Origin of the sequence: Pseudomonas sp. SCB32, from assembly GCF_009189165.1 — a bacterium.
In the GTDB taxonomy this organism is placed as follows: Bacteria; Pseudomonadota; Gammaproteobacteria; order Pseudomonadales; family Pseudomonadaceae; genus Pseudomonas.
In genome coordinates, this window is record NZ_CP045118.1 from 5540810 (window position 1) to 5567395 (window position 26586).

Here is a 26586-nt window from a genome sequence, read left to right on the forward strand (position 1 = left end):
GGGTAAAAAACTGATTTAGTAGTAGTCGAATTTGGCTTAACGCCGTCCTGAACCCCAAGGATAGACGGCCAGAATTAAGGTCTCGAGCCTATATGGAGACCGCCTCAAGGTATTTCAAGGCACGCGGCAAATTGTCGCTTGCCTGGCTGTCCAACCAGTGTAGATGGCTCCAGCTGCGCAGCCAGGTGAACTGGCGCTTGGCCAGCTGCCGCGTGGCGATGACGCCGCGCTCAACCATCTCAGCGTAGGACAGTTTGCCCTCGAGGTAATCCCATACCTGTCGGTAACCCACCGCTCGTATGGACGGTAGCCCCGCATGCAAGTCATTCCTTGCGCGGAGCCGTTCGACCTCGGCGATGAAGCCCTGTTCCAGCATCTGGTCAAAACGTTGCGCGATACGCGCGTGCAGTACCTGGCGCTGCAGAGGCGCGATCGCCAGATGGGCGACAGTATACGGCAATTGCCCACCGCCTTGCGCGCCGAAACCCGCATTTTCACTCGCCTGGCGCTGGCGATGTGCAGTCATGGACATACCGCTTACGCGGTACACCTCCAATGCCCGAGTAAGGCGTTGCGGATCGTTCGGATGGATGCGCGCGGCCGACTCCGGATCTACTCGCATCAGCTCCACGTGCAGGGCACCCCAGCCTTCGGTCTCGGCCCAGGCTTCGAGCTCGGCACGCACTACCGGGTCGGCACTGGGCATGTCCGCCAGACCTTCCAGCAATGCCTTGAAATACAACATGGTGCCGCCGACCAGCAGCGGAATGCGTCCGGCCGCGGTGATCTCGGCCATCGCCGCCAGGGCATCGGCACGGAACTCCGCCGCGGAGTAGGCTTCGCTGGGATCGCGGATGTCGATCAGGCGATGCGGGAATTCAGCCAGCACTTCGCGCGACGGCTTGGCGGTGCCGATATCCATATCCCGGTAGATCAGAGCCGAATCGACGCTGATCAGCTCCACAGGCAACAGGCGCGCCAGCTCCAGCGCCAGGTCGGTCTTGCCGGCGGCAGTCGGGCCCATGAGGAAAATCGCGGGAGGCAGGGACATCGAGAACTCGTTATTGCGCGTTGCTGAATCGATTGGCGCGCAGTTTACTGCAGAAAGCTGAACGTACGCTTACGGAAATCAACGTCCGCGCAGGAACAGCTTGTCCAGTTCGTCGAGTCCGAGTTGCGTCCAGGTCGGCCGGCCGTGGTTGCACTGGCCGCTGCGCTCGGTGATCTCCATGTCGCGCAGCAGGCCGTTCATCTCCGGCAGGGTCAGGCGACGGTTGGCGCGCACGGCGCCGTGGCAGGCCATGGTGCCGAGCAGTTCGTTGAGGTGCGCCTGGATGCGGTCGCTGGTGCCGTACTCCAGCAGATCAGCGAGCACGTCGCGCACCAACTGGGTGGCCTCGGCCTGCTTGAGCAGCGCGGGAATCTGGCGGATCGCCAGGGTTTCCGGGCCGAGCCGCTGCAGCTCGAAGCCCAGCCTGGAGAACCAGCTGCCGTGTTCCTCAGCACAATCCGCCTCGCGCTCGCTGACGGCGATGGACTCCGGCACCAGCAGCGGCTGGCCACGCAGGCCTTCGCTGGCCATGGCGGTCTTCAGGCGCTCGTACATGATGCGCTCGTGGGCGGCGTGCATATCCACCAGAACCAGGCCGTGGGCGTTCTCCGAGAGAATGTAGATGCCCTTGAGCTGCGCCAGGGCATAGCCCAGCGGCGGCACGTCCTGGCTGCTTTCCGGCAGCGCCTGGGGCGCCTGGTCGGGCAGCGGAGCGAAATAGGCCTTGTAGGCGCCCTGGGCTTCCTGGATCGGCGGCATTTCCGGGCGCGCCGGCTGGTAGCTGTAGCCACCGGAACCACCGGAAACCGGGCTCGGCTGCCAGGCACGTGCGGCGGCCGGAGCCTCCAGCACGGTCTCGGACAGACGCATCTCGCCCTGTGGGCCGAACTCGCCGGCTTCCGCGCCGGTAGGGCGCGGCACGGTGAGAGTGGTCGCTCCCGGCGGCGCCAGCTGGTCGTCCGGCCGCACCTCGGCCAGCGCCCGATGCAGTGTGCCGTAGAGGAAGTCGTGGACCATGCGGCTGTCGCGGAAGCGCACTTCGTGCTTGGTCGGGTGCACGTTGACGTCCACCACCGACGGGTCGACCTCGAAGAACAGTACGAAGGTCGGATGCCGGCCGTTGTACAGCACGTCGCGGTAGGCCTGGCGCACGGCGTGGGCGACCAGCTTGTCGCGCACCATGCGGCCGTTCACATAGAAGTACTGCAGGTCCGGCTGGCTGCGGGAGAAGGTCGGCAGACCGACCCAACCCCACAGGTGCAGGCCATTGCGCTCCACCTCGATGGGCATGGCCTGTTCGAGGAAGCCGGCGCTGCACACGGCGCCCACGCGGCGGGCGCGGGAGGCTTCATCCTTGGCTTCATGCAGCGAGAGGATGGTCTTGCCGTTGTGGCGCAGATGGAAAGCCACGTCGAAGCGCGCCAGAGCGAGCCGCTTGATGACCTCGTGCAGGTGATCGAATTCGGTCTTCTCCGCGCGCAGGAACTTGCGGCGCGCCGGGGTATTGAAGAACAGGTCACGCACTTCGATGCTGGTGCCCACCGGGTGGGCCGCCGGCTTCACCGTGGACTCCATGTCGCGACCCTCGACCTCCACCTGCCAGGCCTGGTCGGCATCGGCAGTGCGGGAAGTCAGGGTGAGACGGGATACGGAGCTGATCGAAGCCAGCGCTTCTCCGCGGAAGCCCAGGCTCATCACCCGTTCCAGGTCTTCCAGCTCACGAATCTTGCTGGTGGCGTGGCGCGCCAGGGCCAGCGGCAGGTCGTCGGCGGGGATGCCACTGCCGTCGTCACGCACACGCAGGAGCTTCACGCCGCCCTGCTCGACCTCGACGTCGATGCGCCTGGCACCGGCGTCAAGGCAGTTTTCCAGCAGTTCCTTGATGACCGAGGCGGGGCGTTCGACCACTTCGCCCGCGGCAATCTGGTTAGCCAGCCGCGGAGTCAGCAGCTGGATGCGGCGCACCTCGCTCATTGCTGGGACGCCAGGGACGTGCCGGGGATCTTCAGCACCTGGCCGACTTTCAGCTCGTCGCTCTTGAGCGAGTTGGCACTGCGGATGGAGGCCGGGCTGACGTCATAGCGGCTGGCGATCATGGCCAGGCTGTCGCCGCTGCGCACGACGTGCTCGCGCGGGCCGGTGGGCAGTTGGCCGCCGTCGCGCAGCGAGGCGATATAGGTGCCCGGCGGCGGCGTCTGTACGAAGTACTGGCGAACACCGCCGGCAATCGAGCGCGCCAGCGCCTGCTGGTGCGAGCTGCTGGCGAGCTTCTGCGACTCGTTCGGGTTGGAGATGAAGCCGGTTTCCACCAGGATCGACGGGATATCCGGCGACTTCAGCACCATGAAGCCGGCCTGCTCCACGCGGCGCTTGTGCAGCGAGGTCACCCGGCCGACATTGGTCAGCACCTTGTGGCCGACGTCGAGGCTGGAGGACATGGTGGCGGTCATCGACAGGTCGAGCAGCACGCCGGCAAGCATCTTGTCCTTGTCGTCCAGGTTCACCGCTCCGTCACCGCCGATCAGGTCGGAACGGTTTTCGCTATCGGCCAGCCAGCGCGCGGTTTCGGACGTCGCGCCGCGGTCGGACAGGGCGAACACCGAGGCTCCGAAGGCGCTGCTGCTGGGAGCGGCGTCGGCATGGATGGAGACGAACAGGTCGGCGCCCTTCTTGCGCGCGATGGCGGTACGCCCACGCAGCGGGATGAAGTAGTCGCCGGTACGGGTGAGTTCCGCGCGGAAGCCTTTCATCTGGTTGATCTGCCGCTGCAATTCACGGGCGATCGCCAGGGTGATGTTCTTTTCGTGCAAGCCATTCGGCCCCAAGGCGCCGGGGTCTTCGCCGCCGTGGCCGGCGTCGATGGCGATGACGATGTCGCGCTTGCCGCCGCTGCTGGGCGCGGGAATCTTGGTGACCGCTTGCACCGGGCTGACCGGCGCTGCCGGCACATTCGGCGTCGGCGTAGCCGGGACTTCCGGCGCAATGTCGGCGCCCTGGTCGTACAGGTCGACGACGAGGCGGTTGCCGTACTGCTGGTTCGGCGCCAGCACGAAGCTCTTGGGTGTGACCGGTTTTTTCAGGTCGAGCACCAGGCGCAGATCGGTGGATGAGCGCTGGGCCGCGCGCACCGAGGTGATCGGCGTGTTATTGAGCTTGAGCTTGTCCAGCGCGGCGGACATCTGCGCGCCGTTGATATCGACGACGATGCGGTTGGGCGCGCTCAGCGTGAACAGGCTGTGCTGCACCGGACCGGAAAGATCGAACACCAGCCGGGTGTTGTCTGGAGCCCGCCAGATGCGGACGCTCTTGATTTGCGTGGCGGCAAAAGCCTCGCCGGCAATCATTGCCAGCAAAACAGTCATCCCCGTGAACAACGCCCGCAGGCGCAACCCCCAACCCATGTTTTTTCTCATGCTCCCGTGGCCAGGGCGGCACACCAGGCTTCGCCCCGCGTACCTTGCGGTATCAGGCGTAGCATACGACCGCCCGCATGCGGAGTAATGGTAATGTCCATGTCGGCCTTTGGCAAAATGCCTGTGCCCCGTTCGGCCCACTCGATCAGGCACAGGGCATCCCCCTCGAAGTAGTCGCGAATGCCGAGGAACTCCAGTTCTTCCGGGTCGGCGAGGCGGTACAGGTCAAAGTGGAAGGCACGGACAGGGCCGATTTCGTAGGGTTCCACCAGGGTGAAGGTCGGACTTTTCACCGCTCCGCCGTGCCCCAATCCCCGCAGAATGCCGCGCGACAACGTGGTCTTGCCCGCCCCCAGGTCACCATGCAGATAGATGACGCCGCGCCCTCCGGTCGCCATGGCGATGCGCCGTCCGAGGTCGTACATGGCCTCTTCGCCCTCGGCGAACAGATTCACTTCAGGCATGGGCTGTGCTCCTCGAGCAACTGACGAACGGCAGGGATCAGATCGGTAGCGGCCAGGCCGCGGCCCTGCGAGCCGAGCGCCTCACCGGCACGGGCGTGCAGCCAGACCGCCAGGCAGGCGGCATCGAAACAAGGCATCCCCTGCGCCAGCAGCGCACCGAGAATGCCGGAAAGCACATCGCCCAACCCAGCACCGGCCATGGCGGGATGGCCATGACTGCACAGCGCCAGCCGGCCGTCGGGCGCGGCCACCAGACTGCCGACGCCCTTGAGCACCACCACCGCCTGGTAACGCTGCGCCAGCGCGTGGGCCGCCTTCGGCCGGTCGGCCTGGACTTCGGCGATGGAGATTCCGAGCAGCCGTGCGGCCTCGGCGGGATGCGGAGTCATCACCCAGTCACCGGCGGGCCGGGACACCAGTCCCTCCGCGAGCAGATTGAGCGCATCGGCGTCCCAGGCCTGGACACGCTCCAGGCTGGCCGCGGCGCTGACCAGTACGCGCCCCCAACCTTCGCGGCCAACCCCCGGCCCCACCACCAGCACACTGGCCCGCTCGGCCAGGCGCAGCAGTTCGGCCGAGGAGGACACACCGCGCGCCATCAGCTCCGGTCGACGGGCCAGGGCGGCGGGCACATGGGCCGCACGAGTCGCCAGGGAAACCAGTCCGGCACCACAGCGCAGCGCGCTCTCGGCCGCCAGCAGCACGGCACCCCCCATGCCGGTGTCGCCGCCGATCACCAGTGCGTGACCGAACTGGCCCTTGTGCGCGGATTTCGGGCGCGACGCCAGGTGAGTTAAAGATGCGGGGGTGAGACGGAGTGCAACGCAGTCATCGGGGATCAACGCCGGATCGGCGTCCAGACCATCGAACTCCAGCTCGCCGCACTGATCCGGCCCGTTCGCGGTAAAGAGTCCCAGCTTGAGACCGATGAAGGTCACGGTCAGATGGGCGCGAACGGCGCAGCCCAGCACCTGGCCGGTATCCGTGCTCAGGCCGGAAGGAATGTCCACCGCCAGCACCGGCAGGCCACTGGCATTGATCGCGGCAATGGCCGAGGCATAGGGTTCGCGCACCGTGCCGCCAAGGCCGGTGCCCAGCAAGGCGTCGACCAGCACGCCGCGCAACTGCGTGTGGTCGCTCCAGACTACGATATCCACACCCGCTACCCGCGCCTCGCCGTGGGCGGACGCAGCGTCGCCGACCAGGCGCGAGGTATCGCCCACCGCCAGCACCCGTACGCGCCAGCCGGCACGCAGGGCCAGGGCGGCAATCAGGTAGCCATCGCCGGCATTGTTGCCGTGGCCGGCCAGCACGGTGATCTCGCCCGCGTCCGGCCAGTGCCGGCGCAAGGCACGCCAGGTGGCATGGGCGGCGCGGCGCATCAATTCGAAGCCGGGCGTTCCGGCAGCGATCAGGCGCGCGTCGAGATCGCGCACCTGTTGCGCGATGTAGAGGTGTTCAGGAAGGTCGTCGTGAGGGTGCGTCATCGCATTTCCGGACGGCAGAATGTGTCGCCTTGGCGTACGGACGGGCCGACGCCGGCAAGGTCTGGCAGAATTATACCTACCCGGACTCCGCTTTCCCGCCCCCATGCACGATTCGACGCTCGACTATGAACACCTCGCCCGCTCCATCAAGGATTGGGGGCGTGAACTCGGCTTCCAGCAGGTCGGCATCGCCGGGCTCGACCTGGAGGAGCATGGCGCGCACCTGCAGCGCTGGCTGGAAGCGGGCTACCACGGCGAGATGGACTACATGGGCGCCCACGGCAGCAAGCGCTGGCGGCCGGACGAACTGGTGCCCGGCACGCTGCGGGTGATCTCGCTGCGCATGGACTATCTGCCGGGCGACACCCGCATGGCGCAGGTGCTGGGCAATCCGGAGAAGGCCTATGTCTCGCGCTACGCCTTGGGCCGCGACTATCACAAGCTGATCCGCAAACGCCTGCAGCAATTGGCCGAGCGCATCCAGCAGCACATCGGTCCGTTCGGCTTCCGCGCCTTCGTCGACAGCGCGCCGGTGCTGGAAAAGGCCATCGCCGAGCAGTCGGGCCTGGGCTGGATCGGCAAGAACACCCTGGTGCTCAACCGCAAGGCGGGCAGCTACTTCTTCCTCGGCGAGCTGTTCACCGACCTGCCGCTGCCGGTTGACCCGCCTCACGGCACGGAACACTGCGGACGCTGCTCGGCCTGCATGGACATCTGCCCGACAGCAGCCTTCGTCGCGCCCTACGTGCTGGATGCGCGGCGCTGTATTTCCTACCTGACCATCGAACTGAAGGGTTCAATCCCGGCGGATCTACGCCCATTGATCGGCAACCGCGTATTCGGCTGCGACGACTGCCAGATGGTCTGTCCGTGGAATCGTTTCGCCCGCGCCACCGACCAGGGTGACTTCCAGCCGCGCCACAGCCTGGACAATGCCGCGCTGGCCGAGCTGTTCCTGTGGACGGAAGAGGAATTCCTCAGCCGCACCGAAGGCTCGCCGTTGCGGCGTGCGGGGTATGAACGCTGGCTGCGGAACCTGGCCGTAGGGCTGGGGAATGCGCCTTCCACCATTCCAGTGATCGAGGCGCTGCGTGCGCGGCGGGAGTTCCCGTCGGAACTGGTGCGCGAGCATGTGGCGTGGGCGCTGGCGCGCCACAACGCCTGATGCACCTCCCTGCAGGAGCGCCCCATGGGCCCGCTCCTACAGGTAAGCACCTGCGTTACACCTTGATGAAGTGCTCGCGGTAGTAGCGCAGCTCGGCGATGGACTCGCGGATGTCGTCCAGGGCCAGGTGGGTGTTGCCCTTCTTGAAGCCGTCACGCACCTGCGGGGCCCAGCGCGCGGCCAGTTCCTTGAGGGTGGAGACGTCCAGGTTGCGGTAGTGGAAGAAGCCTTCCAGCTTCGGCATGTGCCGATAGAGGAAGCGGCGGTCCTGGCAGATGCTGTTGCCGCAGATCGGCGAGCTGCGCTTGGGCACCCACTTCTCCAGGAAGGCCAGGGTCATGGCTTCGGCTTCCGCCGCGGAGATGGTGCTTTCGCGCACGCGCTGGGTCAGGCCGGACTGGCCGTGCTGGCGGGTGTTCCACTCGTCCATGCCGGCGAGCAGCGCTTCACTCTGGTGCACCGCGATCACCGGGCCTTCCTCGAGGATATTGAGGTTGCTGTCGGTGGCGATGGTCGCCATCTCGATGATGACGTCCTTGTCCGGGTCCAGACCGGTCATTTCCAGGTCGATCCAGATCAGGTTCTGTGGGTTCTGCATGATGGGGCTCCTCAGCTCAGCCCTGTAGTTTAGCGGGAAGCGGGCGTACGCATGCTAAACTCCGGCGCGATTTTCCCTGTGGATACCCTATGGCCAAGCGTCACCTCACCCGCCGGCAGAGCTGGCGGATCGAAAAAGTCCAGGAAGAACGTGCTGCCCGCGCGGCCAAGCGCGAATCGCGCGCACTGGAAGAACTGGAAGGCGGCGACCTCGGACCGGAGCAGACCGGCCAGGTGATCGCCCACTTCGGGGTGCAGGTGGAAGTCGAGGCGCTGGAAGGCGACCACGTCGGCCAAGTGTTCCGTTGCCACCTGCGCGCCAACTTGCCGACATTGGTGACCGGTGATCAGGTGGTCTGGCGCCCGGGCAACCAGGGCATCGGCGTGATCGTCGCGCAGCTGCCACGCAGCTCCGAGCTGTGCCGCCCGGACATGCGCGGCGTGCTCAAGCCGGTGGCGGCCAATGTCGATCGCATCGTGATCGTCTTCGCGCCGCGTCCGGAGCCCCACGCCAACCTCATCGACCGCTATCTGGTAGCCGCCGAGCACGCCGGCATCAAGCCATTGCTGCTGATGAACAAGGCCGACCTGATCGACGAAGAGAACTCCGCCTTCATCGACAATCTGCTGGGCACCTACCGCGAACTGGGCTACCCGCTGCTGGAGGTCTCGGCCTTCAACGGCCTGGCGATGGACGCCCTGCGCGCCGCGCTGAACGAGCACGTCAGCGTGTTCGTCGGGCAGTCCGGCGTCGGCAAGTCGTCGCTGGTGAACGCACTGCTGCCGGGCGTCGATACCCGCGTCGGCGATCTCTCAGAAGTCACCGGCAAGGGCACCCACACCACCACCACCGCGCGGCTGTTCCACTTCCCCGCCGGCGGCGACCTGATCGACTCCCCCGGCATCCGCGAATTCGGTCTGGTCCACGTCAGCCGCGACGATGTGGAAGCCGGTTTCATCGAGTTCCACGACCTGCTCGGCCACTGCCGCTTCCGCGACTGCAAGCATGACCGCGAGCCAGGCTGCGCACTGCTGAAGGCATTGGAGGACGGGCGTGTCTCGCCGCAACGGATGGCCAGCTACCGGCACATCCTCGCCAGCCTGCCGGAAGACGAGTACTAAACGAAAAGGCCAGCTTTCCAGCTGGCCTTTTTCATTTCACCGCAAGTGTCACTGCTGCTTGTTCAATTCGTCGAGCTTCAGCGAACCACCGTCGTCGAACAGGTTGAGCTTCTGCTTGAGCTGATCCGGCGCAAGCGGAGCAGCCTGCCCGGCCGCCGGCTGGGCCGCAGCGCCGCCCTTGGGCACCACAGCACCCGGCGTAGCGGCACCATCGGCGGGCTTGTCGGTACTGCCATCCTGCCCCTCGATGGCACGCTGGGCCTTCTTGGTCAGGACGATGATGTCGATGCGGCGGTTCACCGGGTTCAGCGGCTTGTCACGGTCGAACAGTGCCGAAGACGCGTAGCCGACCACGCGGGCGATCTGCGCATCCGGATAACCGCCCGCCTCCAGCGCACGCCGCGCGGCGTTGGCGCGGTTGGCCGAGAGCTCCCAGTTGCCGAAGTCGCCATTGCCGGCGTAGGGCTTGGCATCGGTGTGACCGCTGATGCTGATCTTGTTCGGCACCTGCTTGATGGTCTCGGCCAGCGCCAGCAGGATGTCCTCGAAGTAAGGCTGCAGGCGCGCGCTGCCCAGGTCGAACATCGGTCGGTTGTCCGAGTCGACGATCTGGATGCGCAGGCCGTCCTGGGTGATCTCGAACAGGATCTGGTCCTTGAAGCGCTTGAGCGTGGGGTTCTCGTCGACCTTGTTCTGCAGCTCCTGCAGCAACAGTTCCAGCCGCTCCTTCTCCAGCTTCTCGGCGATGTTCTCCGCCTGCTCGGCGTTGACCTTGGCCTCGTCCTCCGGGCTGATGCGGGTTTCGTCCGCCTCGGGCTGCGCCTGGATCTGCGGGTTCAGGGTCTTGTCCGGCGCGGGCGTCGGCGTGCCGCCCAGGTCGATCACATAGGGACTGGCGCTTTCGGTGAAACCGATCGGGTCCTGGAAGTAGCCGGAAATGGCCTTCTTCTGCTCCGGCGTAGCCGAGGACAACAGCCAGAGCACCAGGAAGAACGCCATCATGGCGGTGGCGAAGTCGGCGAAGGCGATCTTCCATCCACCGCCATGGTGACCGGCGGCATAGCGCTTGACGCGCTTGACTATGATCGGTTGGTTGTTATCCATCGTTTAGCGCCCGCGCACAGCCTGCTCCAGCTCGGCAAAGCTGGGCCGATGCGCCGGCAGCAGCACCTTGCGGCCGAATTCCACGGCCAGCGACGGCGGCATCCCCGAGGCGGAGGCCACCAGGCAGGCCTTGATGGCTTCGTAGAGGTTCAGCTCTTCCTTGGCGTCGTGCTCCAGAGCGTTGGACAGCGGCCCGACGAAACCGTAGGCCGCGAGAATACCGAGGAAAGTACCCACCAGCGCCGCGGCCACGTGGTGACCGATTTCCGCCTGGCTGCCCTGGCCGAGCAGGGCCATGGTGATCACGATGCCAAGCACCGCGGCAACGATACCGAAGCCCGGCAGGCCGTCGGCGACGCGGGTCACCGCATGGGCGGGATGCTCCAGGTGCTCCTTGAGGCTGCCCAGCTCCATGTCGAACAGGCCTTCCAGCTCGTGGGGCGCCATGTTGCCGGAGGACATGATGCGCAGGTAATCGCAGATGTACGCGGTCATCCGGTCATCCTTCAGCACCGCCGGGTACTTGCTGAAGATCGGGCTGGCACCCGGATCCTCGACGTCCGCCTCGATCGCCATCATGCCCTCGCGACGGCTCTTGTTGAGCACCTCGTAGAGCATGCCCAGCACCTCCAGGTAGAAGGTGTGGGTGAAGCGGTTGCTGAACATCTTCGGCGCCTTCTTCAGCACCGTCATGAAGGTGCTGCCCGGGTTCGCCTGGAGGAAGGCGCCCAGCGCGGCGCCGCCGATGATCAGCAATTCGAACGGCTGGATGATGGCCGCGATCTTGCCGCCGGAGAGCAGATACCCGCCGAGCACACTGCCCAGGATGACGATGATGCCGATGATTTTTGACATGGGGACCGGACTGAAACTGTGAACAGAATGAGAGGCATAGTTCCCGCCTCCCTGTTGTTATCGGAGATTTCGGGCAAGACTATAGGCCGAAAACACTAAAAACCAGTTCGGCGCCTCTCGCATGCCCAAACCCGTGCAAAACCCAGAGCGTCTCGCGGACTGGCTCTCCCTGCTGGAAGAGCTGCCGCTGCCCGTCCCCCAGGAGCACCGCGACGATATTCGCCGGGCGCTGAATGACAGCCGCCGCTCGATCCGCGATATCTCCGACCTGCTGCAGGACTGCCCGACCCTGGCCTTCGCCATCCTGCGCGAGGCCAACAGCGCTCCGAGCGCCCGCGACAATCCGGCGGAGAGCCTGGAAGTCGCCCTCAACCGCCTGGGCCTGGCGCGCGTCACCCAACTGCTCGATCGCCTGCCGTCAGTGCCCGAAGCGCAGATGCCCCGTGCGTTGAGCCAGTTGCTGCTGATCAGCCGCCACGCCATGCAACAGGCCAGCGGCCTGTTCGCCAACCGCCTGGCGCGGCTCTGGCAGGAAATCCACTGGGGCAGCCTGTTCACCCTCGCCCCGCTCTGGGCGCTGGCCACGGCCAAGCCGGAATTGCTGGAGACCTGGCAGCGCCGGGTCTACGGCCTGGGGCGCTGCAGCAGCGAAGTCGAGCAGGAGTTGCTCGGCACCCGCCTGCTGCCGCTATGCCGGGCGCTGGCCGAACGATGGCGGCTGCCGGACTGGGTCGCCCAGGGCTACGCGCTGCTCAGCGATGACAAACGCCTGCTGGTGCGTGCCCTGCACGTGGCCCACACCGAGACCCAGCCGCTGGGCCAGCAACAGCGCCTGGACGCCGACCCGGAGCTGCAGCGCTGGCTGACCCGCCCAGCCAACACCATCCTGCTGGCCAACAGCCTGGCCACCGCCGCGCACCAGTCATGGGGTGGCGCGCACATGCTGCGCTGGCAGCGCCTGACCAGCCTTTATCTGCAGATGCCGCTGGAGGAGCTGCAACAGACCGTCCACGGTCTTGCCGCACAGAGCGCCCGCCGTCACGCCCAGCCACTGCTCTGGCACCCGGCCCAGGCCCTGCTCTGGCCCTGGGACGCCCGTCGCTGGCTGAACGGCCCAAAACCTGAGGAACCACCCAAGGCGCCCGACACCCTTGCCCAATGGCGCCAGCACTGCGCGCGCCTGCTGCAAAGCCCCTCGCCCTTCGGTAACGCCGTGCAATTGCTGGACACCGCCAGCGCCGCCCTCCAGGCCGGCGGCCTGCAACGCGGGGTGATCCTGCTCGCCGACCGCGACCAGGCATGGTTACTGGCCCGCCGCCATTTCGGCCTGCCGGAACAAGCCGGCGGGCTGAAACTGGAAGTCGCGGCCAGCCCGCTGCTGCGCAAGCTGATGCAGCAACCGGGGCAGTTGCGACTGAGCCCGGCGAACATGGCCGACTTTTCCGCCGTGCTGCCCGGTGCGCTGAAGGCGCTGCTGCCCAGCGAACACCTGCTGTTGCGCTCGCTCGGCAACGGCAGCCGGGTGGTCATGCTGCTGGCCGTCGACCGTAACGGCCAGCCGCTGGGCGACTTGCATGCGCAGGCCTTCGGCCGCACCGCGCAGTGCATCGAGCAGGCCATCCGCCAGATGTCCCGCGGCGTCTCCTGAGCCGCGCGGCGTTCAGCCGGATTTCCGGTACACTGGCGCCCCTTTAGACTATCGCCCCTCCATGGGCAGCCCAGGGCGCCAGCTCACGCCGCCTCCACCATCACGGCGGGCCGACCGCCGTACCGGGAGACTCCGACATGTCCGCCTTCTCCGCTCTGCCCCTGGTGATCGAACCGGCTGACCTTGCCAGCCGCCTCGTCGCCGCCGACCTGATCCTGGTCGACCTGACCAGCGCCGCGCGTTACGCCCAGGGTCACATCCCCGGCGCCCGCTTCGTCGCCCCGGCGCGCACCCAGCTGGGCGGCACGCCAGCCCCCGGCCTGCTTCCGGCCAAGGCCGACCTCGAAGCACTGTTCGGCGAACTGGGCCACAACCCCGATGCCGTCTACGTGGTCTACGACGACGAAGGCGGCGGCTGGGCCGGTCGCTTCATCTGGCTGCTGGATGTGATCGGCCACCACCGCTACCACTACGTCGATGGCGGCCTGCACGCCTGGGTCGCCGACGGCCTGCCGCTGAGCCAGGACGTTCCGACGCCGGCCGGCGGCCCGCTGCCGCTGACCCTGCACGACGAGCCCACCGCCACCCGCGAATACCTGCAAAGCCGCCTGGGCGCCGCCGACCTGGCCATCTGGGACGCCCGCAATCCCAGTGAATACAGCGGCCAGAAAGTCCTCGCCGCCAAGGGCGGGCACGTGCCCGGCGCCGTCAATTTCGAATGGACCGCCGGCATGGACCCGGCCCGCGCCCTGCGCATCCGTACCGATATGCCGCAGATCCTCAAGGACCTGGGCATCACCCCGGACAAGGAAGTGATCACCCACTGCCAGACCCACCACCGCTCCGGCTTCACCTACCTGGTGGCCAAGGCCCTCGGCTATCCGCGGGTCAAGGGCTATGCCGGCTCCTGGTCGGAATGGGGCAACCACCCCGACACCCCTGTAGAGGTTTAAGGAATGTCGTTCAAAGATCGTCTGTTCATCCTCGCCCAGTACCTGCTGCCGCATCACCTGCTGTCGCGCCTGATCGGCTGCGCCGCCGAATGCCGCGCCCCCTGGTTCAAGGACCGCCTGATTCCCTGGTTCGCCCGTCGCTACCGGGTGGACATGCGCGAAGCCCAGGTCGAGGACCTGCGTGCCTATGAGCACTTCAACGCCTTCTTCACCCGCGCCCTGAAAGACGGCGCCCGTCCGCTGGACGAGAGCGAAGGCAGCGTGCTCAGCCCCGCCGACGGCGCCATCAGCCAGCTCGGCCCGATCGAGCACGGGCGCGTGTTCCAGGCCAAAGGCCACAGCTACAGCCTGATGGAACTGCTGGGCGGCGACGCCGAGCGCGCCGCTCCCTTCATGGGCGGCGAGTTCGCCACCGTTTACCTGTCGCCCAAGGACTACCACCGCGTGCACATGCCGCTGGCCGGCACCCTGCGCGAGATGGTCTACGTGCCGGGCCGGCTGTTCTCGGTGAACCAACTCACTGCCGAGCAGGTGCCGGAACTCTTCGCCCGCAACGAGCGCGTGGTGTGCATCTTCGACACCGAGCGCGGACCGATGGCCGTGGTGCTGGTGGGCGCGATGATCGTCGCCTCCATCGAAACCGTCTGGGCCGGGCTGGTCACGCCGCCCAAGCGCGAGCTGAAGTCGTTCTCCTACAACGAAGCCGCGCGCGCGCCGATCCACCTGGAAAAAGGCGCCGAGCTGGGCCGGTTCAAGCTGGGCTCCACGGCCATCGTGCTGTTCGGACCGCAACAGGTCAGCTGGGCCGAGAACCTGGCAGCCACCAGCCCGGTTCGCATGGGCCAACGCCTGGGTGACGCCCGCCAGGGCTGATACCTGCTTCACTATAAGGCGGGTGGCCAATGAGCCGCCCGCCACGCTTCCTGCCTCACGTGCTAGTTCCCTGCCATGAATCGCTTCCTGCATCTCATGGGCTGGCGTGCCAACGCCACCAGCCATCTGGAAAAGTGGCTCTCCGCTCTCGGAGCGCTGTGCGGCATCGCCGCCATCTATGCCGTCACCCACTGGGTATTGCCCAGCGAAGCGGCCATCTGGGTCGTTGCCTCCATGGGGGCCAGCGCCGTGTTGCTGTTCGCCGTGCCCCATGGCGCGCTGTCCCAGCCCTGGGCGGTAATCGGCGGCCAGGTGCTGTCGGCGCTCGTCGGGGTGATCTGCCAGAAGCTCTTCCCCAACCAGGCTTTCACCCCGGCCCTGGCGGTCGGCATGGCGATCCTGGTCATGCACTACACCCGCTGCATCCATCCCCCGGGCGGCGCCACCGCCCTGGCGGCGGTGTCCGGCGGGCCGGCGATCAACGCCCTGGGCTTCCACTATGTGCTCAGCCCGGTGCTGCTCAACGTGGTGCTGATCCTCGTCGTGGCCGTGGCCTTTAACGGACTGTTCGCCTGGCGCCGCTATCCCGCGCCGCTGGCGCGCCTGCCGGAAACGCCGAAGCTGCCCGCCGGCCCCGCGCCGGAAGACCTCTACCACGCGCTGCGCAAGATGGATTCGTTCATCGACGTGCAGTTCGACGACCTGCTGAAAATCCTCCAGCTGGCCCAGGAACACGCCCAGGCGCAACGCCTGGGCCCGGACGACATCCTCCTCGGCGCCTGCTACAGCAATGCGCTGAGCGGCAACGCCTGGGCGGTGCGCCAGGTCATCGACGACCATCCCGGCAAGCGCACGCGCCAGGACCAGTTGGTCTACAAGGTGATCGCCGGCGCCGGCAAGGGCAACACCGGCGCCTGCCGCCGCCAGGACTTGCTCGAATGGGCGGCCCACGCGGTGATTCCGCAGGGCGACGGCTGGCTGCGCGTTACCCCGCAAGCCTCCGCCAGTGACGCCCTGCAACGCCAGATCAAGGGCGAAATACCGCCTGCGTGACTCGTCGGCTCGCCCATCCAGCGATGGGCTGCGGTGCGCAACGGATACTGCTAGAGTTCGGGAAAAGCCGAGCGTGACGACCCGTCGGTCCACCAAGCGGCCCAGATTGTGGAGAATCCGATCCAACCATGGACAACAGTCCCCAGCAGTTTCTACGTGTCCCCACCCCCACGCACGAGAGCCTGAGCTTCTGCAACGCCAATGTGCGCGAGCTGAAATACTGGCTGGATCACCTGCCCAAGGCCAACCTGGGCGAGACCGCCCGCCAGCTCTATCAGGGCCTGATCGAACTGAACCAGCTGAAGCTCCACGTGGAGTCTCGCCTGCAGCTGCTGGAACTGTTCCGCCCGGAAGTCGAGTTCGTCTGCCAGCATCTGGAGCGACACTTCCTCAATCAGTCCATCGTCCTCGACGAGCGCCCGCGCAAGGTCGCCAACCTTTGCCAGGCCCTGCAGAACCACCTTGCCATCGGCTACAAGCTGATCGTCGTGCGCGAGGCAGGTCGTGCTTCGCGTGATCGCGCGCAACTGCTGGCAGCCTCCATCCAGCGCGCCATCCGTACCCTGTGCGGGCCACTGATCCGCTCTTCGCAGCTTTATTGCCCGGTGCCGGAAGGGCTGTGGCTGGAACTGCACCAGCTGTACCAATTGGCCCGCCAGCACGGCCTGCACAAATTGAACATCCGCGACGAACTGACTTGCGACGCCCAGGGCCTGACCATCGAGCAGGCTTACCTGGTGGCGCTGATGCTCGGCTCGGCACGCTGCAATCAGATGCGCCAGCACAACATCGCCCGGCTGGCGGAGGTGCTGGAAGGCTGGAGCCCACAGATTCGCGTGCAATCCGCCGATGCGCCTTCGACCCTGTTCGTCGTCGCCCCCCAGGTGGACGGTCCGCCGCGTTACCGCACCCTGTTCAAGGAAGGTGACCTGCCGGGCAGCCTGGGCATCGACCCGCAGCCCCTGGTCGACCTGATCAAGGAATACCTCCTGCTGCTCCCGGAGAACCGCAACCAGGCGCGCCTGAAAGTGCCCGAAGGCGTCTCCGTCGACCTGCTGCAGCACCTGGCCGCCGCCTGGGGCGACATCGCCGAGCGGACCTTCCAGCGTACCGCCGGCCATGGCCAGCTCACCGTCTGCATCGGCATGAGCGCCCTGCACTACTTCCTCGCCGGCCGTCAGCATTTCGCCGATGTGCTCAAGCGCAGCCAGACCCCGGACTTCGCGGCCAAGGTCAAGACCGAAGTCAAGGATGCCTGGTCCACCGCCTTCGACGCGCAACAGGTGAAGGACTGGCAACCCGGCATGTCGCTGGAGGAAATCGAGTACACACCGATCACTCCGACCGAGGGCAGTCAGCCCATTGCCGAAGTTCCTCCCGAGGAGTACCCGGTCTTCACCCTGCCCATCGTCAACCACAGCCCGGGCGGTTACTGCCTGACCTGGCCCAAGGAGATTCCCAGCCAACTGCAGGCCGGTGAACTGCTGGGCATCCAGGATGCCCCGGACCAGAGCTGGAGCGTGGCCGTGGTGCGCTGGATCCGCCAGGTCCGTGGAGGCGGCACCCAGATGGGCATTGAACTGATCGCCCCCCTCGCCCAGCCGTGCGGCCTGCAACTGCTGCGCAAGACCGAGCAGGGCAGCCAGTACCTGCGCGCCCTGCTACTGCCGGAGATCTCCGCGATCTCGCGACCGGCCACCGTGATCACCCCGCGACTGCCCTTCCAGGAAGGCAACAAGGTGCAGATCAACCTGCACGGCGAGGAGCGTCGCGCCACGCTCTCGATCAAAGTCACCGCAACCGGCAGCTTCACCCAGTTCGAATACCGGGCGCACGACACTGCCGCCACAACGAACGATAAGCCGGTCACAGCACCAGCTACCCGCGGGGAGGAAGACTTTGACTCGCTCTGGAAGTCGCTGTAGATTCCGGCCAATCCCCATTCATCGCCCATTTGCTGCCGTCTAGCACGGTATAAGCAGCCTCACTCATGGCCAATGAAAAGAAGACCGTCCGCCTGCTGATCCTGGAAGACTCCCAGAACGAAGCCGAGCGCCTGGTCAGCCTGTTCCGCAATGCTGGCCGCGCTACTCGCGTCCACCGCATCACGTCCAGCGACGACCTCCTGGAAATCCTTCCCCAGGGCTGGGATCTGCTGATCGCCGCCCCGGACAGCAGTGCCATGGCGCCCAGCGAAGCCCTGAACAGCATTCGCCGCCAGGCCAAGGACATCCCGTTCATCCAGCTGATTGCCGGCAACGACTCCGATGCGGTGACCGAGGCCCTCACCCTCGGAGCCCAGGACGCCCTGCCGCAAGGCGAAGACGAACGCCTGATCCTGGTCGCCAAGCGCGAACTGGCCAACCTCGAGGAACGCCGCGCCCGCCGCGCCGCCGAAGTCGCCCTGCGCGAAACGGAAAAACGCTGCCAGCTGCTGCTGGACAGCTCGGTGGACGCCATCACCTACGTCCACGATGGCATGCACATCTATTCCAACCGCGCCTACGTCGACCTGTTCGGCTACGACGACGCGGAAGAGCTGGAAGGCATGCCGATGATCGACCTGATCGCCGGCACCGACCAGGCGACCTTCAAGGATTTCCTCAAGGGTTACCAGACCACCGAAGACAACGCCGACCTGGCCTGCAGCGGCATCAAGGTGGACGGCCAGGCCTTCAGTGCGCGCATGACCTTCTCGCCAGCCACCTATGACGGCGAGCCGTGCATCCAGGTGGTGATCCGCGCCGAGACCGACAACGCCCAGCTCGAAGAGAAACTGCGCGAGGTCAGCAGCCAGGACCTGGTCACCGGCCTTTACAACCGCGGCCACTTCCTCGACCTGATGGACAGCGCCGTGGAGCGCGCGGTGACTGCCGGCCAGCCGGCCAGCTTCGCCTACATACTGCTCGACCGCGCCCAGACCCTGCAGCTCAACCTGGGCGTCGCCAGCATCGACCTGCTACTCGCCGACCTTGGCAACCTGCTGCGCGCCCACTTCCCCCAGGAAGCCCAGCTGGCCCGCTTCAGCGACGACGTGTTCGCCGTGCTGCTGCCGGGGCATGCCCCGGACCAGACCAAGCCACTGTTCGCCAGCCTGCTGAAGAAAATCGAAGGCAACCTGTTCGACATCCACGGCCGCACGGCCCAGGTCACCCTGTCCATCGGCGTCGCCGGGCTGGACGAAAAGACCACCCGCGCGCAGGACGTCATCGAGCGCGCGCATCGCAGCGCCGACGAGATCGCGCAGCGCGAAGGCAACGGGCTCAAGCTCTACGACCCGGCCGACGAGCTGGCCGCCGCCGCCAACCGCGGCGACACCCTGGCAATCATCCGCCAGGCCCTGGAGCAGAACAGCTTCCGCTTGCTGTTCCAGCCGATCATCAGCCTGCGCGGCGACACCCACGAGCACTACGAAGTGCTGCTGCGCCTGCTCAATCCGCAAGGCGAGGAAGTGCCGCCGGCGGACTTCCTTGCCGCCGCCAAGGCGGGTGGCCTGGCCGAGCGGATCGACCGCTGGGTCCTGCTCAACTCGATCAAGCTGTTGTCCGAACACCGCGCCAAGGGACACGAGACCAAGCTGTTCGTGCACCTGTCCAGTTCCAGCCTGCAGGACGCCGAGCTGCTGCCCTGGCTGAACGTCGCGCTGAAAGCCTCGCGCCTGCCGGCCGACGCCCTGATTATCCAGATCAGCGAACCGGACGCGATCAGCTACCTCAAGCAAGCCAAGGTGCTCAGCCAGGGGCTCGCCGAGCTGCACTGCCAGATAGCCCTGTGCCAGTTCGGCTGCGCACTCAACCCGTTCAATACGCTCAAGCACATGAACGTCGACTTCGTGAAGGTCGATGGCTCCTACGTGCAGGAGTTGGGCAAGGCGGAAAATCAGGAGAACCTCAAGACCCTGATGGCCAGCCTGCACGCCCAGGCCAAGCTGACCATCGTGCCGATGGTGGAGAGTGCCAGCGCCCTGGCGACCCTCTGGCAGGCGGGCGCCAACTATATCCAGGGCCACTACCTGCAAGGCCCGAGTCAGGCGATGGATTACGACTTCGCTTCGGACGAGTAGTCCGGCTGACTCAAGCGTTGGGCGGGTTCGCGAGCAAGCTCGCTCCTACGAAGAACCCGCCGCCCCTGAATGAAAAAGCCGCCCCGAAGGGCGGCTTTTTCGTGCCTTGCGTAGACAGCCGGAACGATCAGCGGCCGTCGGCCCCTTCGCGATCACGGAAACCGAGCAGGTAGAGGATGCCATCCAGCCCGAGGGTGGAGATCGCCTGCTTGGCCGACTGCTTGACCAGCGGCTTGGCGCGGAAGGCCACGCCCAGGCCGGCCAGGCCGAGCATCGGCAGGTCGTTGGCACCGTCGCCCACGGCGATGGTCTGTTCCAGCTGCAGGCCTTCCTTCGCCGCCAACTCGCGCAGCAGATCAGCCTTGCGCTGGGCATCGACGATGGGCTCGATGGCCACGCCAGTCAGCTTGCCGTCGACGATCTGCAGTTCGTTGGCGAACACATAGTCGATACCCAGCTTGGCCTGCAGTTGCTTGGCGAAGTAGCTGAAACCGCCGGAGAGGATCGCAGTCTTGTAACCCAGGCGCTTGAGCTCGGCGAACAGGGTCTCGGCGCCTTCGGTCAGGCGCAGCGAGGCGCCGATTTCTTCCAGAACGTCCTCGGACAGCCCCTTGAGCAGCGCCAGGCGCTCCTTGAAGCTGGCGCGGAAATCCAGCTCGCCGCGCATCGCACGCTCGGTGATCTCGGAAACCTGCTCGCCCACGCCGGCGGCCTTGGCCAGTTCGTCGATGACCTCGGCCTCGATCAGCGTCGAGTCCATGTCGAACACCGCCAAGCGGCGGTTGCGGCGGAACACCGAATCCTGCTGGAAGGCGATGTCGACGTTCAGCTCCTGGGCCACGCTGAGGAACTCCGCGCGCAACGCCACCGGGTCAGCCGGCTCGCCGCGTACCGAGAACTCGATGCAGCCCTTGCCCTGGTCGGCCGGCATATCCAGCCCCATGCGTCCGGACAGACGGTCGATCTGGTCGATGTTCAGGCCGTACTTGGCAGTGATCGAACTGACCCGCTGCAACTGCTCGGCAGTCACCCGACGGGTCAGCAGGGTCACGATGTGACGCGGCTTGCCCTGGCCACCCACCCACTGGCGGTAGTCGTCTTCCGAAACCGGGGTGAAACGCACCTGCTGATCGAGCTTGTAGGCCGTGAACAGCACGTCCTTGAGCACCGAGGACGCCTGCTCGGTATCCGGAATCTCGACCAGGATGCCGAACGACAGGGTGTCGTGGATCACCGCTTGGCCGATGTCGAGGATGTTCACGCCACCCTGGGCCAGCACGCCGGTGATGGCTGCGGTGAGGCCGGGGCGATCTTCCCCGGTGATGTTGATCAGGACGATTTCGCGCAAGGCGCTGTCTCCGCCGTGTAAAAAAGGCCGACATTCTACCTGCTTTCCGCCGCGCCCGCCCGGTTGCGGGGTAGCGCCGCCGATCGGATTGGCAGGCACTTTTCCCGCCCATCCCGGCCCAGGTCGTATTGACAATGCCTGCGGCGCTTTGCCCCTCCGGAGGGGCTCGTTATACTGGCCGTATCTGCCCTAATGAAGACCGAGCCCGCTGTGACCCGGCCCACCTCCGTCAAGCCCGACAATTTCTTCCTGCTGCTCTTCCACGCCCTGCGCCAGCGTCGTGTGCCGATCGCATTGCGAATCGCCATCCACACCCTGCTGCTGGTGGCGGCTGCCCTGGTGATCTACGCCTGGGTCATGGGCATGCAGTTCAAGCAGGCCATGCAGCAGCAGGCCGACGCCCTGGGTCAGAGCCTGACCACCCAGACGGCGCAGTCCGCCACCGAGCTGCTGGTGTCCAACGACATCCTCAGCCTCAACGTGCTGCTCAACAACCTGACCAAGAACCCGCTGGTCGCCCACGCGGCGATCTACAGCGTGGATAACCGCATCCTCGCCGAGTCCGGCACCCGCCCCAAGCAGGGCCTGCTGGGCGACACCGAGGGGCTGTACTCCACGCCCATCACCTTCCAGGAAGTGATCGCCGGCCATCTGCGCATCAGCCTCGACATGCACCAGTTCGAGCAGCCGATGACCGTCAGCCTGCAGAGCATGGGGCTGATCAGCCTGATCCTGCTGCTGCTCACCCTGACCTTCGGCCTGCGCCTGGGCCGGCAGATTTCCACACCCTTGTTACAGCTTCGTGTCTGGCTGCGCGATCCGGACGACCCCGCGCCCGGCGCCGGGCTGCAGAACGAGATCGGGGACCTGGCCCGTCAACTGCAAACGCGCCTGGTACCGGAGAAGCCGCCGGCGCCTGAACCAGTGGTGACCGCGCCCGCCCCGCGCCCGAAAGCGCCTGCGAAAGCACCTGCAAAGGCAGCCGCCAAGGAACCCGTACTGGCAGAGGCCGGCGTCAGCGACGAGCACGAGTTCGACGAGAACATCTTCTCCGAGGATGAACTGCCAACCCCGGCAGCCCGCCGCACCGCCGAGTCCGCGGGCGACGAAGACTTCCCCGAGCAAGAGTTCGAACCCCTGGTGGAAGATGAGGCAGAAGTCGACGCCGAAGTCGAGGAAGAGCCCGAGGCCGAACCGGTACCGCTGTCCAGCGGCACCAGCGCGGTTCTTGCCGTTCAGCTCGGCGCCCAGGAACAGTTGCGCCGCCTGCCGCGCGCACGCCTGGTCGACCTGCTGGAGCGCTATCGCGACTGCCTGGAGCAGGCCGCGCGCCTGTACAAGGGCACGCTGTACACCCTCAACGATGGCGGCAGCCTGATCCTCTTCCACAGCCGCGATCATGATGACGAATTCCTCACCAACGCCCTGTGCTGCGGCGAGCTGATGCGCGCCCTGGGCCATGCCCTGCAGATCGAGGTGGCCGACAGCGGCATTACCCTGCAACTGCAACTGGGCCTGGTACTGGGCGAAGATGTCGCCGACCTCGAACAGGCCGAACTACTACAGGAGTCGGCGGCACAGAACGCCCTCGCCCTCAGCCAGCACAGTCGCAACCTGCTGCTGGTGGAGAAATCCATTGGCGATGATGAGAAAGTCCGCGAACGTGCGCGCATCCGCCCGATCGCCAGCCCGGAGAACGCCTGCTGTGTGGAATGGCTGAAAGAGCCCTATCCCTCGATGCTGGAGCGCCAGCTCTCACGCATGCGCGCCCTGCGCACCAGTTGATGCCGGGGCCGCAAGGCCCCTCGTGGAACGGATTCCATGACCACCCTGATCACCCATCCCCTGCCGGTGCTGGCCGCCGGCCTGGCACTCGGCTCGCGGGTAATCCCACCGCGCCTGCTGCTGGCCGGCATGTTCGCCGCGTGCCTGCCTGACCTCGATGTCGTCGCCTTCAAGTTCGGTATCGCCTACCAAGATGCGCTCGGGCATCGCGGCGCGAGCCACTCGCTGCTGTTCGCCGCCCTGATTGGCGCGCTTGGCGCCATCGCCTGCCGACTGTTTGGCTGCGGCCCGCCGAAAGCCGGCCTGTGGCTCGGCCTGGCCACCGCGTCGCACAGCGTGCTCGACGCCATGACCGATGGCGGGCTGGGGGTAGCCTGGTTCTGGCCATGGAGCGATCAGCGCTACTTCCTGCCGCTGCACCCCATCGAAGTTTCGCCCATCGGCCTGTCGCGCTTCCTGAGCCCCCGCGGTGCGCAGGTGCTGCTGTCAGAGGCGCGGTGGGTCTGGATCCCCTGCCTGGCCGTTGCCCTTGGCGGAATCACGCTGCGCCGCCTGCTGCGCTTGCGCGGCTGACTCGAACCGGGCCTGGACCTGCTGCAGCAGCGAAGGCCCGTTCGCCGCACCCTCGGGGAGCTGCGCGGTGTAGCCCTGGAAGCCAGCGAAGCGTGCGCGGAAATCGAGATCGATGCGGAACTGGTTGTCCCATCCCGTCGAAGGCGCCGGCAGCAATTGGTCGCAGCCTTGCAGCACCTGCTGCGAAGGGCAGTCCTTGAACGCCTGCGGATAGAACTGCCGCTTCCACAACACCCAGGGCGACAGCGTCAGGGCATCGATACGGTTGTGCCGCAGGTCCAGCTCCAGCAGCTGCATCAGCCCGTTTCCGCCCAGGTACTCATCCTGATAGTCCGCCATCACCATGTCCACGCTGTGGCCCTGGTCATTGAGCATCCGCGCATGGGCGGAACCCTCAACGTGCCCGCTGAGGGTCAGGAAGATCTGGTCGTTGCGGCGGATCAGCTGCTCCCAGAGCAGGGGGCCACTGTCGTTGCCTTCACGGGACAACTGCGGCGGCTCGCCGGCCTTGCGGTAGAGAATGTTGTGCGACGCGAGGATCACCGGGACGTGTGGGTGGGCATCGATGACCTGCTGCGCCCAGGCCAGCGTCGCCGGCGACGGACTCCAGTCCAGCGCCAGCAGGAGGAAGGACTGGCCGTACTTGCGGAACAGGTGGTACTGGCTCAGACCCAGCGGGTCGCTGCCGCCGTAGGTGCTCTGCCAGGCTGCGCGCTGCGGGCCGAAGTGGTCCTTGAAGCGGTCGCGGAACGAACGCTGGTCATCGGGCGTGACAGCGCCATGGATATCCCGGTCTCCACTCATGATGCTGTAGGGCACCCCACCCTCCTCCAGCACCCGCATCGCGCCACTGGCGATCTGCCACTGACCCAGGGTGCCGGCGTTCTGCACCACGTCGCCCAGATGCACCACCATCGGCACCTGCAACACTTCGGCGTTCTTCGCCAGCCACGAAGTCTGGGCGAAGAACGCCAGCGCCGGCTCGTAGGGCAGTCCCTGGAAGCGCTCTCCTGTACGGAACAGGCGTAGCTCGCGGTTATTGTTCTCGGCGTAGTACTGCGTGTCCGGCAGCAACGGCAGGATGAAGCTCCCCGATGGCGCAGTCACCTGCAGCGGAGGCATCGGGTGCTGGCGAAAGAAGGCCTGATCGTGCGCGATGTGCTTGTAGCTGTCCGAGCCCTGGCAGCCGCACAGCAGCAAGCCGAGCCCGAAGGCGGGTAGCAGTGACTTCATTGTGCGGCACCGAACACACCGGTATCAGTCACGTACAGCAGGCAATAACGGTCATTGTCGAAGTTGCCGGCGAGTACCGGCGCGCCCAGGGCCGGGTACGCGGCCTTCAGGCTGGTGGCACGCTTTTCATCCAGCATCAGGTAATACGGCCCCTGAATCGCTGCGAGCTGGGCAGGCTGCTCCGCGAACAGCGGTTGCATGTCGTGATCGAGGTTGACCATGAATTTGATCGCCCGCGCATCGCGCCCCATGCTGTAGAGCACCAGCGGCGCCGGGTTGCCGGCCACCGTGGCATCCACTTGCAGGGAGAATTCGCGGCTGTCGTACAACTGCCGCTCCACCGGCTCGACCACCAGGATGTAACCGCCCCACAGCGCCAGCACCGCGCTGAGCGCGATCAGCTCCGCGCGGCGCTCCTGGCGCAGCAGGCGGAACAGCGAGAACAGCTGCAGGACGACCAGCCCGCCCACGCACAACCAGACCTGCAGCCCCAGCGCTTGCAGCGCCTGCGGGTAGCGCCGCCAGCCGAGCCCTATACCCAGCAACATGAGCGCCGGCAACACCAGCCAGAGCCCCTGGAGCACACGCTGCAGGACCACGGCGAGGCGCCGGTCGCTCACGTAGAACGGATAGGTCGCGACGATCGCCGCCAGCGGAGCCATCGCCAGGATGTAGCGGGCCTTCTTTGCCTGGGGCACCGACAGCCCGACCATCACCACCAGCGCCGCCAGGGCGCAACCGATAACCAAGCGCGCCGCCGGATCGCCCCGGCGCCGCCACAGCAGTGCCAGAGCTGGCACCGCCAGCGGGAACGCCAGGGCATAGTTGCCCAGCGAACTATTGAAGTAATACAGCACGCCACTGGCGCCGGCGCTGCCGTCCAGGCGGCCGGTCACCTGCATGTGCAGGACATCCACCGCGAACACTTCGCCGCCGACAGCACGCGCCATGGCCAGGAGCAGGACGGTGCAAGCCACCAGAATCAGCAGCGCGCACAGGGAGAAGCCCAGCAGCCGGCGCCATTGGCGGTCCAGCAGCAATTGGCTGCAGACCATGCCAGCGGGCACCACCAGCCCCAGAGGGCCGCGCAGCGCGAAGCCAACGAGCATGAGCGGCAGCAGGCGCGCCAACAGCCCGAGGCTGGAATAACGCTCGGCATGCACCGCGAAGAAGAACGCCAGCATCCCCACCGCTGCCACCTGCAGATCGAGCGATACCGCCCGGGTCTCGCTGAGGAAGGTCGCGGTGAGCAGCAGCATCGCCACACTGAGCAGGGCCCAGCGCCGGGACAGCGGCGCCACCAGGCGATAGGTCAGGCCGACGGTGGCCGCCGCCGCCAGAGCGGTCGGCAGCCAGGCGGTGAAGAGATCGACGCGCCCCAGCGGCAACGACAACAGGTAGGTCAGGAAGGTCGAGGTCGCCGGGTAGTCCGGATAGGGCTCGCCATAGGTGGTCGGGAAGAATCCGGAGCCGTGACGCAGCATTTCCTTGGCGAAAAGCACAAAACGCGAATCAAAACCCACCACCGAGGAGCCATGCGCCCCCAGCAGGAACAGTACAAGCGCCGCCAGGGCAACGTACAACGCCTGCCGGGTCAAGGCAGTCCTAGCCTGACCGGAATGAGAAAGTGGAAGTGACGACGACAAGTCAAGTCCCCCGCAGGCGCTCTACGGAAGGATTTCCGCGCATCCTGACCTGCAAATGGCGACCTTGATATCACCCCAGGCGTCAAGAAGATGTCAAGCTGGAGCGGGCGTCACGGGAAGCCGGCCGCCATGTGAATCGGCCCGAAAAAACAA

The 26586-nt window shown here is 66.2% G+C and carries 21 protein-coding genes; 10 read left to right on the forward strand and 11 right to left on the reverse strand.

The window, feature by feature from the left end:
- Positions 1 to 88: 88 nt before the first annotated feature.
- The 5 genes from miaA to GA645_RS25425 all read right to left on the reverse strand — a co-directional run bounded on the left by miaA (position 89) and on the right by GA645_RS25425 (position 6415).
- On the reverse strand, positions 89 to 1051 hold the full coding sequence (gene miaA / locus GA645_RS25405; RefSeq protein ID WP_152226594.1) for a tRNA (adenosine(37)-N6)-dimethylallyltransferase MiaA: 963 nt from the start codon (positions 1049 to 1051) through the stop codon (positions 89 to 91).
- A 78-nt stretch (positions 1052 to 1129) separates the two neighbouring features.
- Positions 1130 to 3025, reverse strand: coding sequence for a DNA mismatch repair endonuclease MutL (mutL, locus tag GA645_RS25410; RefSeq protein WP_152226596.1), 1896 nt, complete (start codon positions 3023 to 3025; stop codon positions 1130 to 1132).
- A complete protein-coding gene (gene amiB / locus GA645_RS25415; RefSeq protein ID WP_152226598.1) occupies positions 3022 to 4452 on the reverse strand; it encodes an N-acetylmuramoyl-L-alanine amidase AmiB in 1431 nt (476 codons plus the stop codon). The genes mutL and amiB overlap by 4 nt, the downstream gene beginning before the upstream one ends.
- Positions 4453 to 4460: 8 nt before the next feature.
- Positions 4461 to 4928 carry a tRNA (adenosine(37)-N6)-threonylcarbamoyltransferase complex ATPase subunit type 1 TsaE gene (tsaE, locus tag GA645_RS25420; RefSeq protein WP_152226600.1) on the reverse strand — a complete coding sequence of 156 codons (468 nt, stop codon included), beginning with the start codon at positions 4926 to 4928 and terminating at the stop codon, positions 4461 to 4463.
- Positions 4916 to 6415: an NAD(P)H-hydrate dehydratase gene (locus GA645_RS25425; protein WP_152226602.1), complete on the reverse strand. Its 1500-nt coding sequence runs from the start codon at positions 6413 to 6415 to the stop codon at positions 4916 to 4918. Before GA645_RS25425 ends, tsaE begins: the two co-directional genes overlap by 13 nt.
- A gap of 103 nt (positions 6416 to 6518) precedes the next feature.
- Here GA645_RS25425 and queG point away from each other — a divergent pair, with 103 nt between their 5' ends.
- The gene (queG, locus tag GA645_RS25430) at positions 6519 to 7580 is read left to right on the forward strand and encodes a tRNA epoxyqueuosine(34) reductase QueG (protein ID WP_152226604.1); all 1062 of its coding nucleotides are present in this window, start codon (positions 6519 to 6521) and stop codon (positions 7578 to 7580) included.
- 55 nt (positions 7581 to 7635) lie between these two features.
- Here the strand turns inward: queG and orn are convergent, their stop codons facing one another.
- Positions 7636 to 8178 (reverse strand): oligoribonuclease, encoded by a 543-nt coding sequence (gene orn, locus GA645_RS25435; protein ID WP_152226606.1) that lies wholly within the window; start codon positions 8176 to 8178, stop codon positions 7636 to 7638.
- Between the two features lie 89 nt (positions 8179 to 8267).
- On the opposite strand from orn, the gene rsgA reads away from it, so the two are divergent.
- The gene (rsgA, locus tag GA645_RS25440; protein ID WP_152226608.1) at positions 8268 to 9299 is read left to right on the forward strand and encodes a small ribosomal subunit biogenesis GTPase RsgA; all 1032 of its coding nucleotides are present in this window, start codon (positions 8268 to 8270) and stop codon (positions 9297 to 9299) included.
- Between the two features lie 48 nt (positions 9300 to 9347).
- Here the strand turns inward: rsgA and motB are convergent, their stop codons facing one another.
- Both motB and motA read right to left on the reverse strand, forming a co-directional pair.
- Positions 9348 to 10403, reverse strand: coding sequence for a flagellar motor protein MotB (gene motB, locus GA645_RS25445; RefSeq protein WP_152226610.1), 1056 nt, complete (start codon positions 10401 to 10403; stop codon positions 9348 to 9350).
- A gap of 3 nt (positions 10404 to 10406) precedes the next feature.
- Entirely contained in the window at positions 10407 to 11258 is an 852-nt protein-coding gene (gene motA / locus GA645_RS25450; protein WP_152226612.1) for a flagellar motor stator protein MotA, read from the reverse strand.
- A 121-nt stretch (positions 11259 to 11379) separates the two neighbouring features.
- Between motA and GA645_RS25455 the strand changes: the two genes are divergently transcribed.
- From GA645_RS25455 to GA645_RS25480, 6 genes are all read left to right on the forward strand, one after another.
- Positions 11380 to 12906 (forward strand): HDOD domain-containing protein, encoded by a 1527-nt coding sequence (locus GA645_RS25455; RefSeq protein ID WP_152226614.1) that lies wholly within the window; start codon positions 11380 to 11382, stop codon positions 12904 to 12906.
- A 137-nt stretch (positions 12907 to 13043) separates the two neighbouring features.
- Entirely contained in the window at positions 13044 to 13859 is an 816-nt protein-coding gene (gene rhdA / locus GA645_RS25460; protein WP_152226616.1) for a thiosulfate sulfurtransferase, read from the forward strand.
- Between the two features lie 3 nt (positions 13860 to 13862).
- Complete coding sequence (asd, locus tag GA645_RS25465; RefSeq protein WP_152226618.1) at positions 13863 to 14732, forward strand: archaetidylserine decarboxylase; 870 nt, start codon at positions 13863 to 13865, stop codon at positions 14730 to 14732.
- Positions 14733 to 14807: 75 nt separating this feature from the next.
- Positions 14808 to 15785: an HPP family protein gene (locus tag GA645_RS25470; RefSeq protein ID WP_152226620.1), complete on the forward strand. Its 978-nt coding sequence runs from the start codon at positions 14808 to 14810 to the stop codon at positions 15783 to 15785.
- 128 nt (positions 15786 to 15913) lie between these two features.
- Positions 15914 to 17710, forward strand: a complete 1797-nt coding sequence (locus GA645_RS25475) for a molecular chaperone (protein ID WP_152226622.1) — start codon at positions 15914 to 15916, stop codon at positions 17708 to 17710.
- Between the two features lie 65 nt (positions 17711 to 17775).
- Complete coding sequence (locus tag GA645_RS25480; RefSeq protein WP_152226624.1) at positions 17776 to 19848, forward strand: EAL domain-containing protein; 2073 nt, start codon at positions 17776 to 17778, stop codon at positions 19846 to 19848.
- Between the two features lie 127 nt (positions 19849 to 19975).
- Here GA645_RS25480 and serB read toward each other — a convergent pair whose 3' ends face one another.
- The gene (gene serB / locus GA645_RS25485) at positions 19976 to 21196 is read right to left on the reverse strand and encodes a phosphoserine phosphatase SerB (RefSeq protein ID WP_152226626.1); all 1221 of its coding nucleotides are present in this window, start codon (positions 21194 to 21196) and stop codon (positions 19976 to 19978) included.
- A 210-nt stretch (positions 21197 to 21406) separates the two neighbouring features.
- On the opposite strand from serB, the gene GA645_RS25490 reads away from it, so the two are divergent.
- Positions 21407 to 22981, forward strand: a complete 1575-nt coding sequence (locus tag GA645_RS25490) for an AhpA/YtjB family protein (RefSeq protein ID WP_152226628.1) — start codon at positions 21407 to 21409, stop codon at positions 22979 to 22981.
- 36 nt (positions 22982 to 23017) lie between these two features.
- On the forward strand, positions 23018 to 23554 hold the full coding sequence (locus GA645_RS25495) for a metal-dependent hydrolase (RefSeq protein ID WP_152226631.1): 537 nt from the start codon (positions 23018 to 23020) through the stop codon (positions 23552 to 23554).
- Here GA645_RS25495 and GA645_RS25500 read toward each other — a convergent pair.
- Positions 23468 to 24787, reverse strand: a complete 1320-nt coding sequence (locus tag GA645_RS25500; RefSeq protein WP_152226633.1) for a calcineurin — start codon at positions 24785 to 24787, stop codon at positions 23468 to 23470. The genes GA645_RS25495 and GA645_RS25500 overlap by 87 nt on opposite strands.
- The gene (locus GA645_RS25505; RefSeq protein ID WP_152226635.1) at positions 24784 to 26385 is read right to left on the reverse strand and encodes a glycosyltransferase family 39 protein; all 1602 of its coding nucleotides are present in this window, start codon (positions 26383 to 26385) and stop codon (positions 24784 to 24786) included. The genes GA645_RS25500 and GA645_RS25505 overlap by 4 nt, the downstream gene beginning before the upstream one ends.
- Between the last annotated feature and the right edge of the window lie 201 nt (positions 26386 to 26586).

Coding starts and splice junctions, on each gene's coding strand:
- GA645_RS25495 (WP_152226631.1), top strand. CDS start 23,018: ATGACCACCCTGATCACCCATCCCCTGCCGGTGCTGGCCGCCGGCCTG.
- GA645_RS25475 (WP_152226622.1), top strand. CDS start 15,914: ATGGACAACAGTCCCCAGCAGTTTCTACGTGTCCCCACCCCCACGCAC.
- GA645_RS25425 (WP_152226602.1), bottom strand. CDS start 6,415: ATGACGCACCCTCACGACGACCTTCCTGAACACCTCTACATCGCGCAA.
- rhdA (WP_152226616.1), top strand. CDS start 13,044: ATGTCCGCCTTCTCCGCTCTGCCCCTGGTGATCGAACCGGCTGACCTT.
- miaA (WP_152226594.1), bottom strand. CDS start 1,051: ATGTCCCTGCCTCCCGCGATTTTCCTCATGGGCCCGACTGCCGCCGGC.
- motA (WP_152226612.1), bottom strand. CDS start 11,258: ATGTCAAAAATCATCGGCATCATCGTCATCCTGGGCAGTGTGCTCGGC.
- GA645_RS25480 (WP_152226624.1), top strand. CDS start 17,776: ATGGCCAATGAAAAGAAGACCGTCCGCCTGCTGATCCTGGAAGACTCC.
- rsgA (WP_152226608.1), top strand. CDS start 8,268: ATGGCCAAGCGTCACCTCACCCGCCGGCAGAGCTGGCGGATCGAAAAA.
- tsaE (WP_152226600.1), bottom strand. CDS start 4,928: ATGCCTGAAGTGAATCTGTTCGCCGAGGGCGAAGAGGCCATGTACGAC.
- asd (WP_152226618.1), top strand. CDS start 13,863: ATGTCGTTCAAAGATCGTCTGTTCATCCTCGCCCAGTACCTGCTGCCG.
- orn (WP_152226606.1), bottom strand. CDS start 8,178: ATGCAGAACCCACAGAACCTGATCTGGATCGACCTGGAAATGACCGGT.
- GA645_RS25455 (WP_152226614.1), top strand. CDS start 11,380: ATGCCCAAACCCGTGCAAAACCCAGAGCGTCTCGCGGACTGGCTCTCC.
- GA645_RS25470 (WP_152226620.1), top strand. CDS start 14,808: ATGAATCGCTTCCTGCATCTCATGGGCTGGCGTGCCAACGCCACCAGC.
- motB (WP_152226610.1), bottom strand. CDS start 10,403: ATGGATAACAACCAACCGATCATAGTCAAGCGCGTCAAGCGCTATGCC.
- GA645_RS25500 (WP_152226633.1), bottom strand. CDS start 24,787: ATGAAGTCACTGCTACCCGCCTTCGGGCTCGGCTTGCTGCTGTGCGGC.
- mutL (WP_152226596.1), bottom strand. CDS start 3,025: ATGAGCGAGGTGCGCCGCATCCAGCTGCTGACTCCGCGGCTGGCTAAC.
- queG (WP_152226604.1), top strand. CDS start 6,519: ATGCACGATTCGACGCTCGACTATGAACACCTCGCCCGCTCCATCAAG.
- amiB (WP_152226598.1), bottom strand. CDS start 4,452: ATGGGTTGGGGGTTGCGCCTGCGGGCGTTGTTCACGGGGATGACTGTT.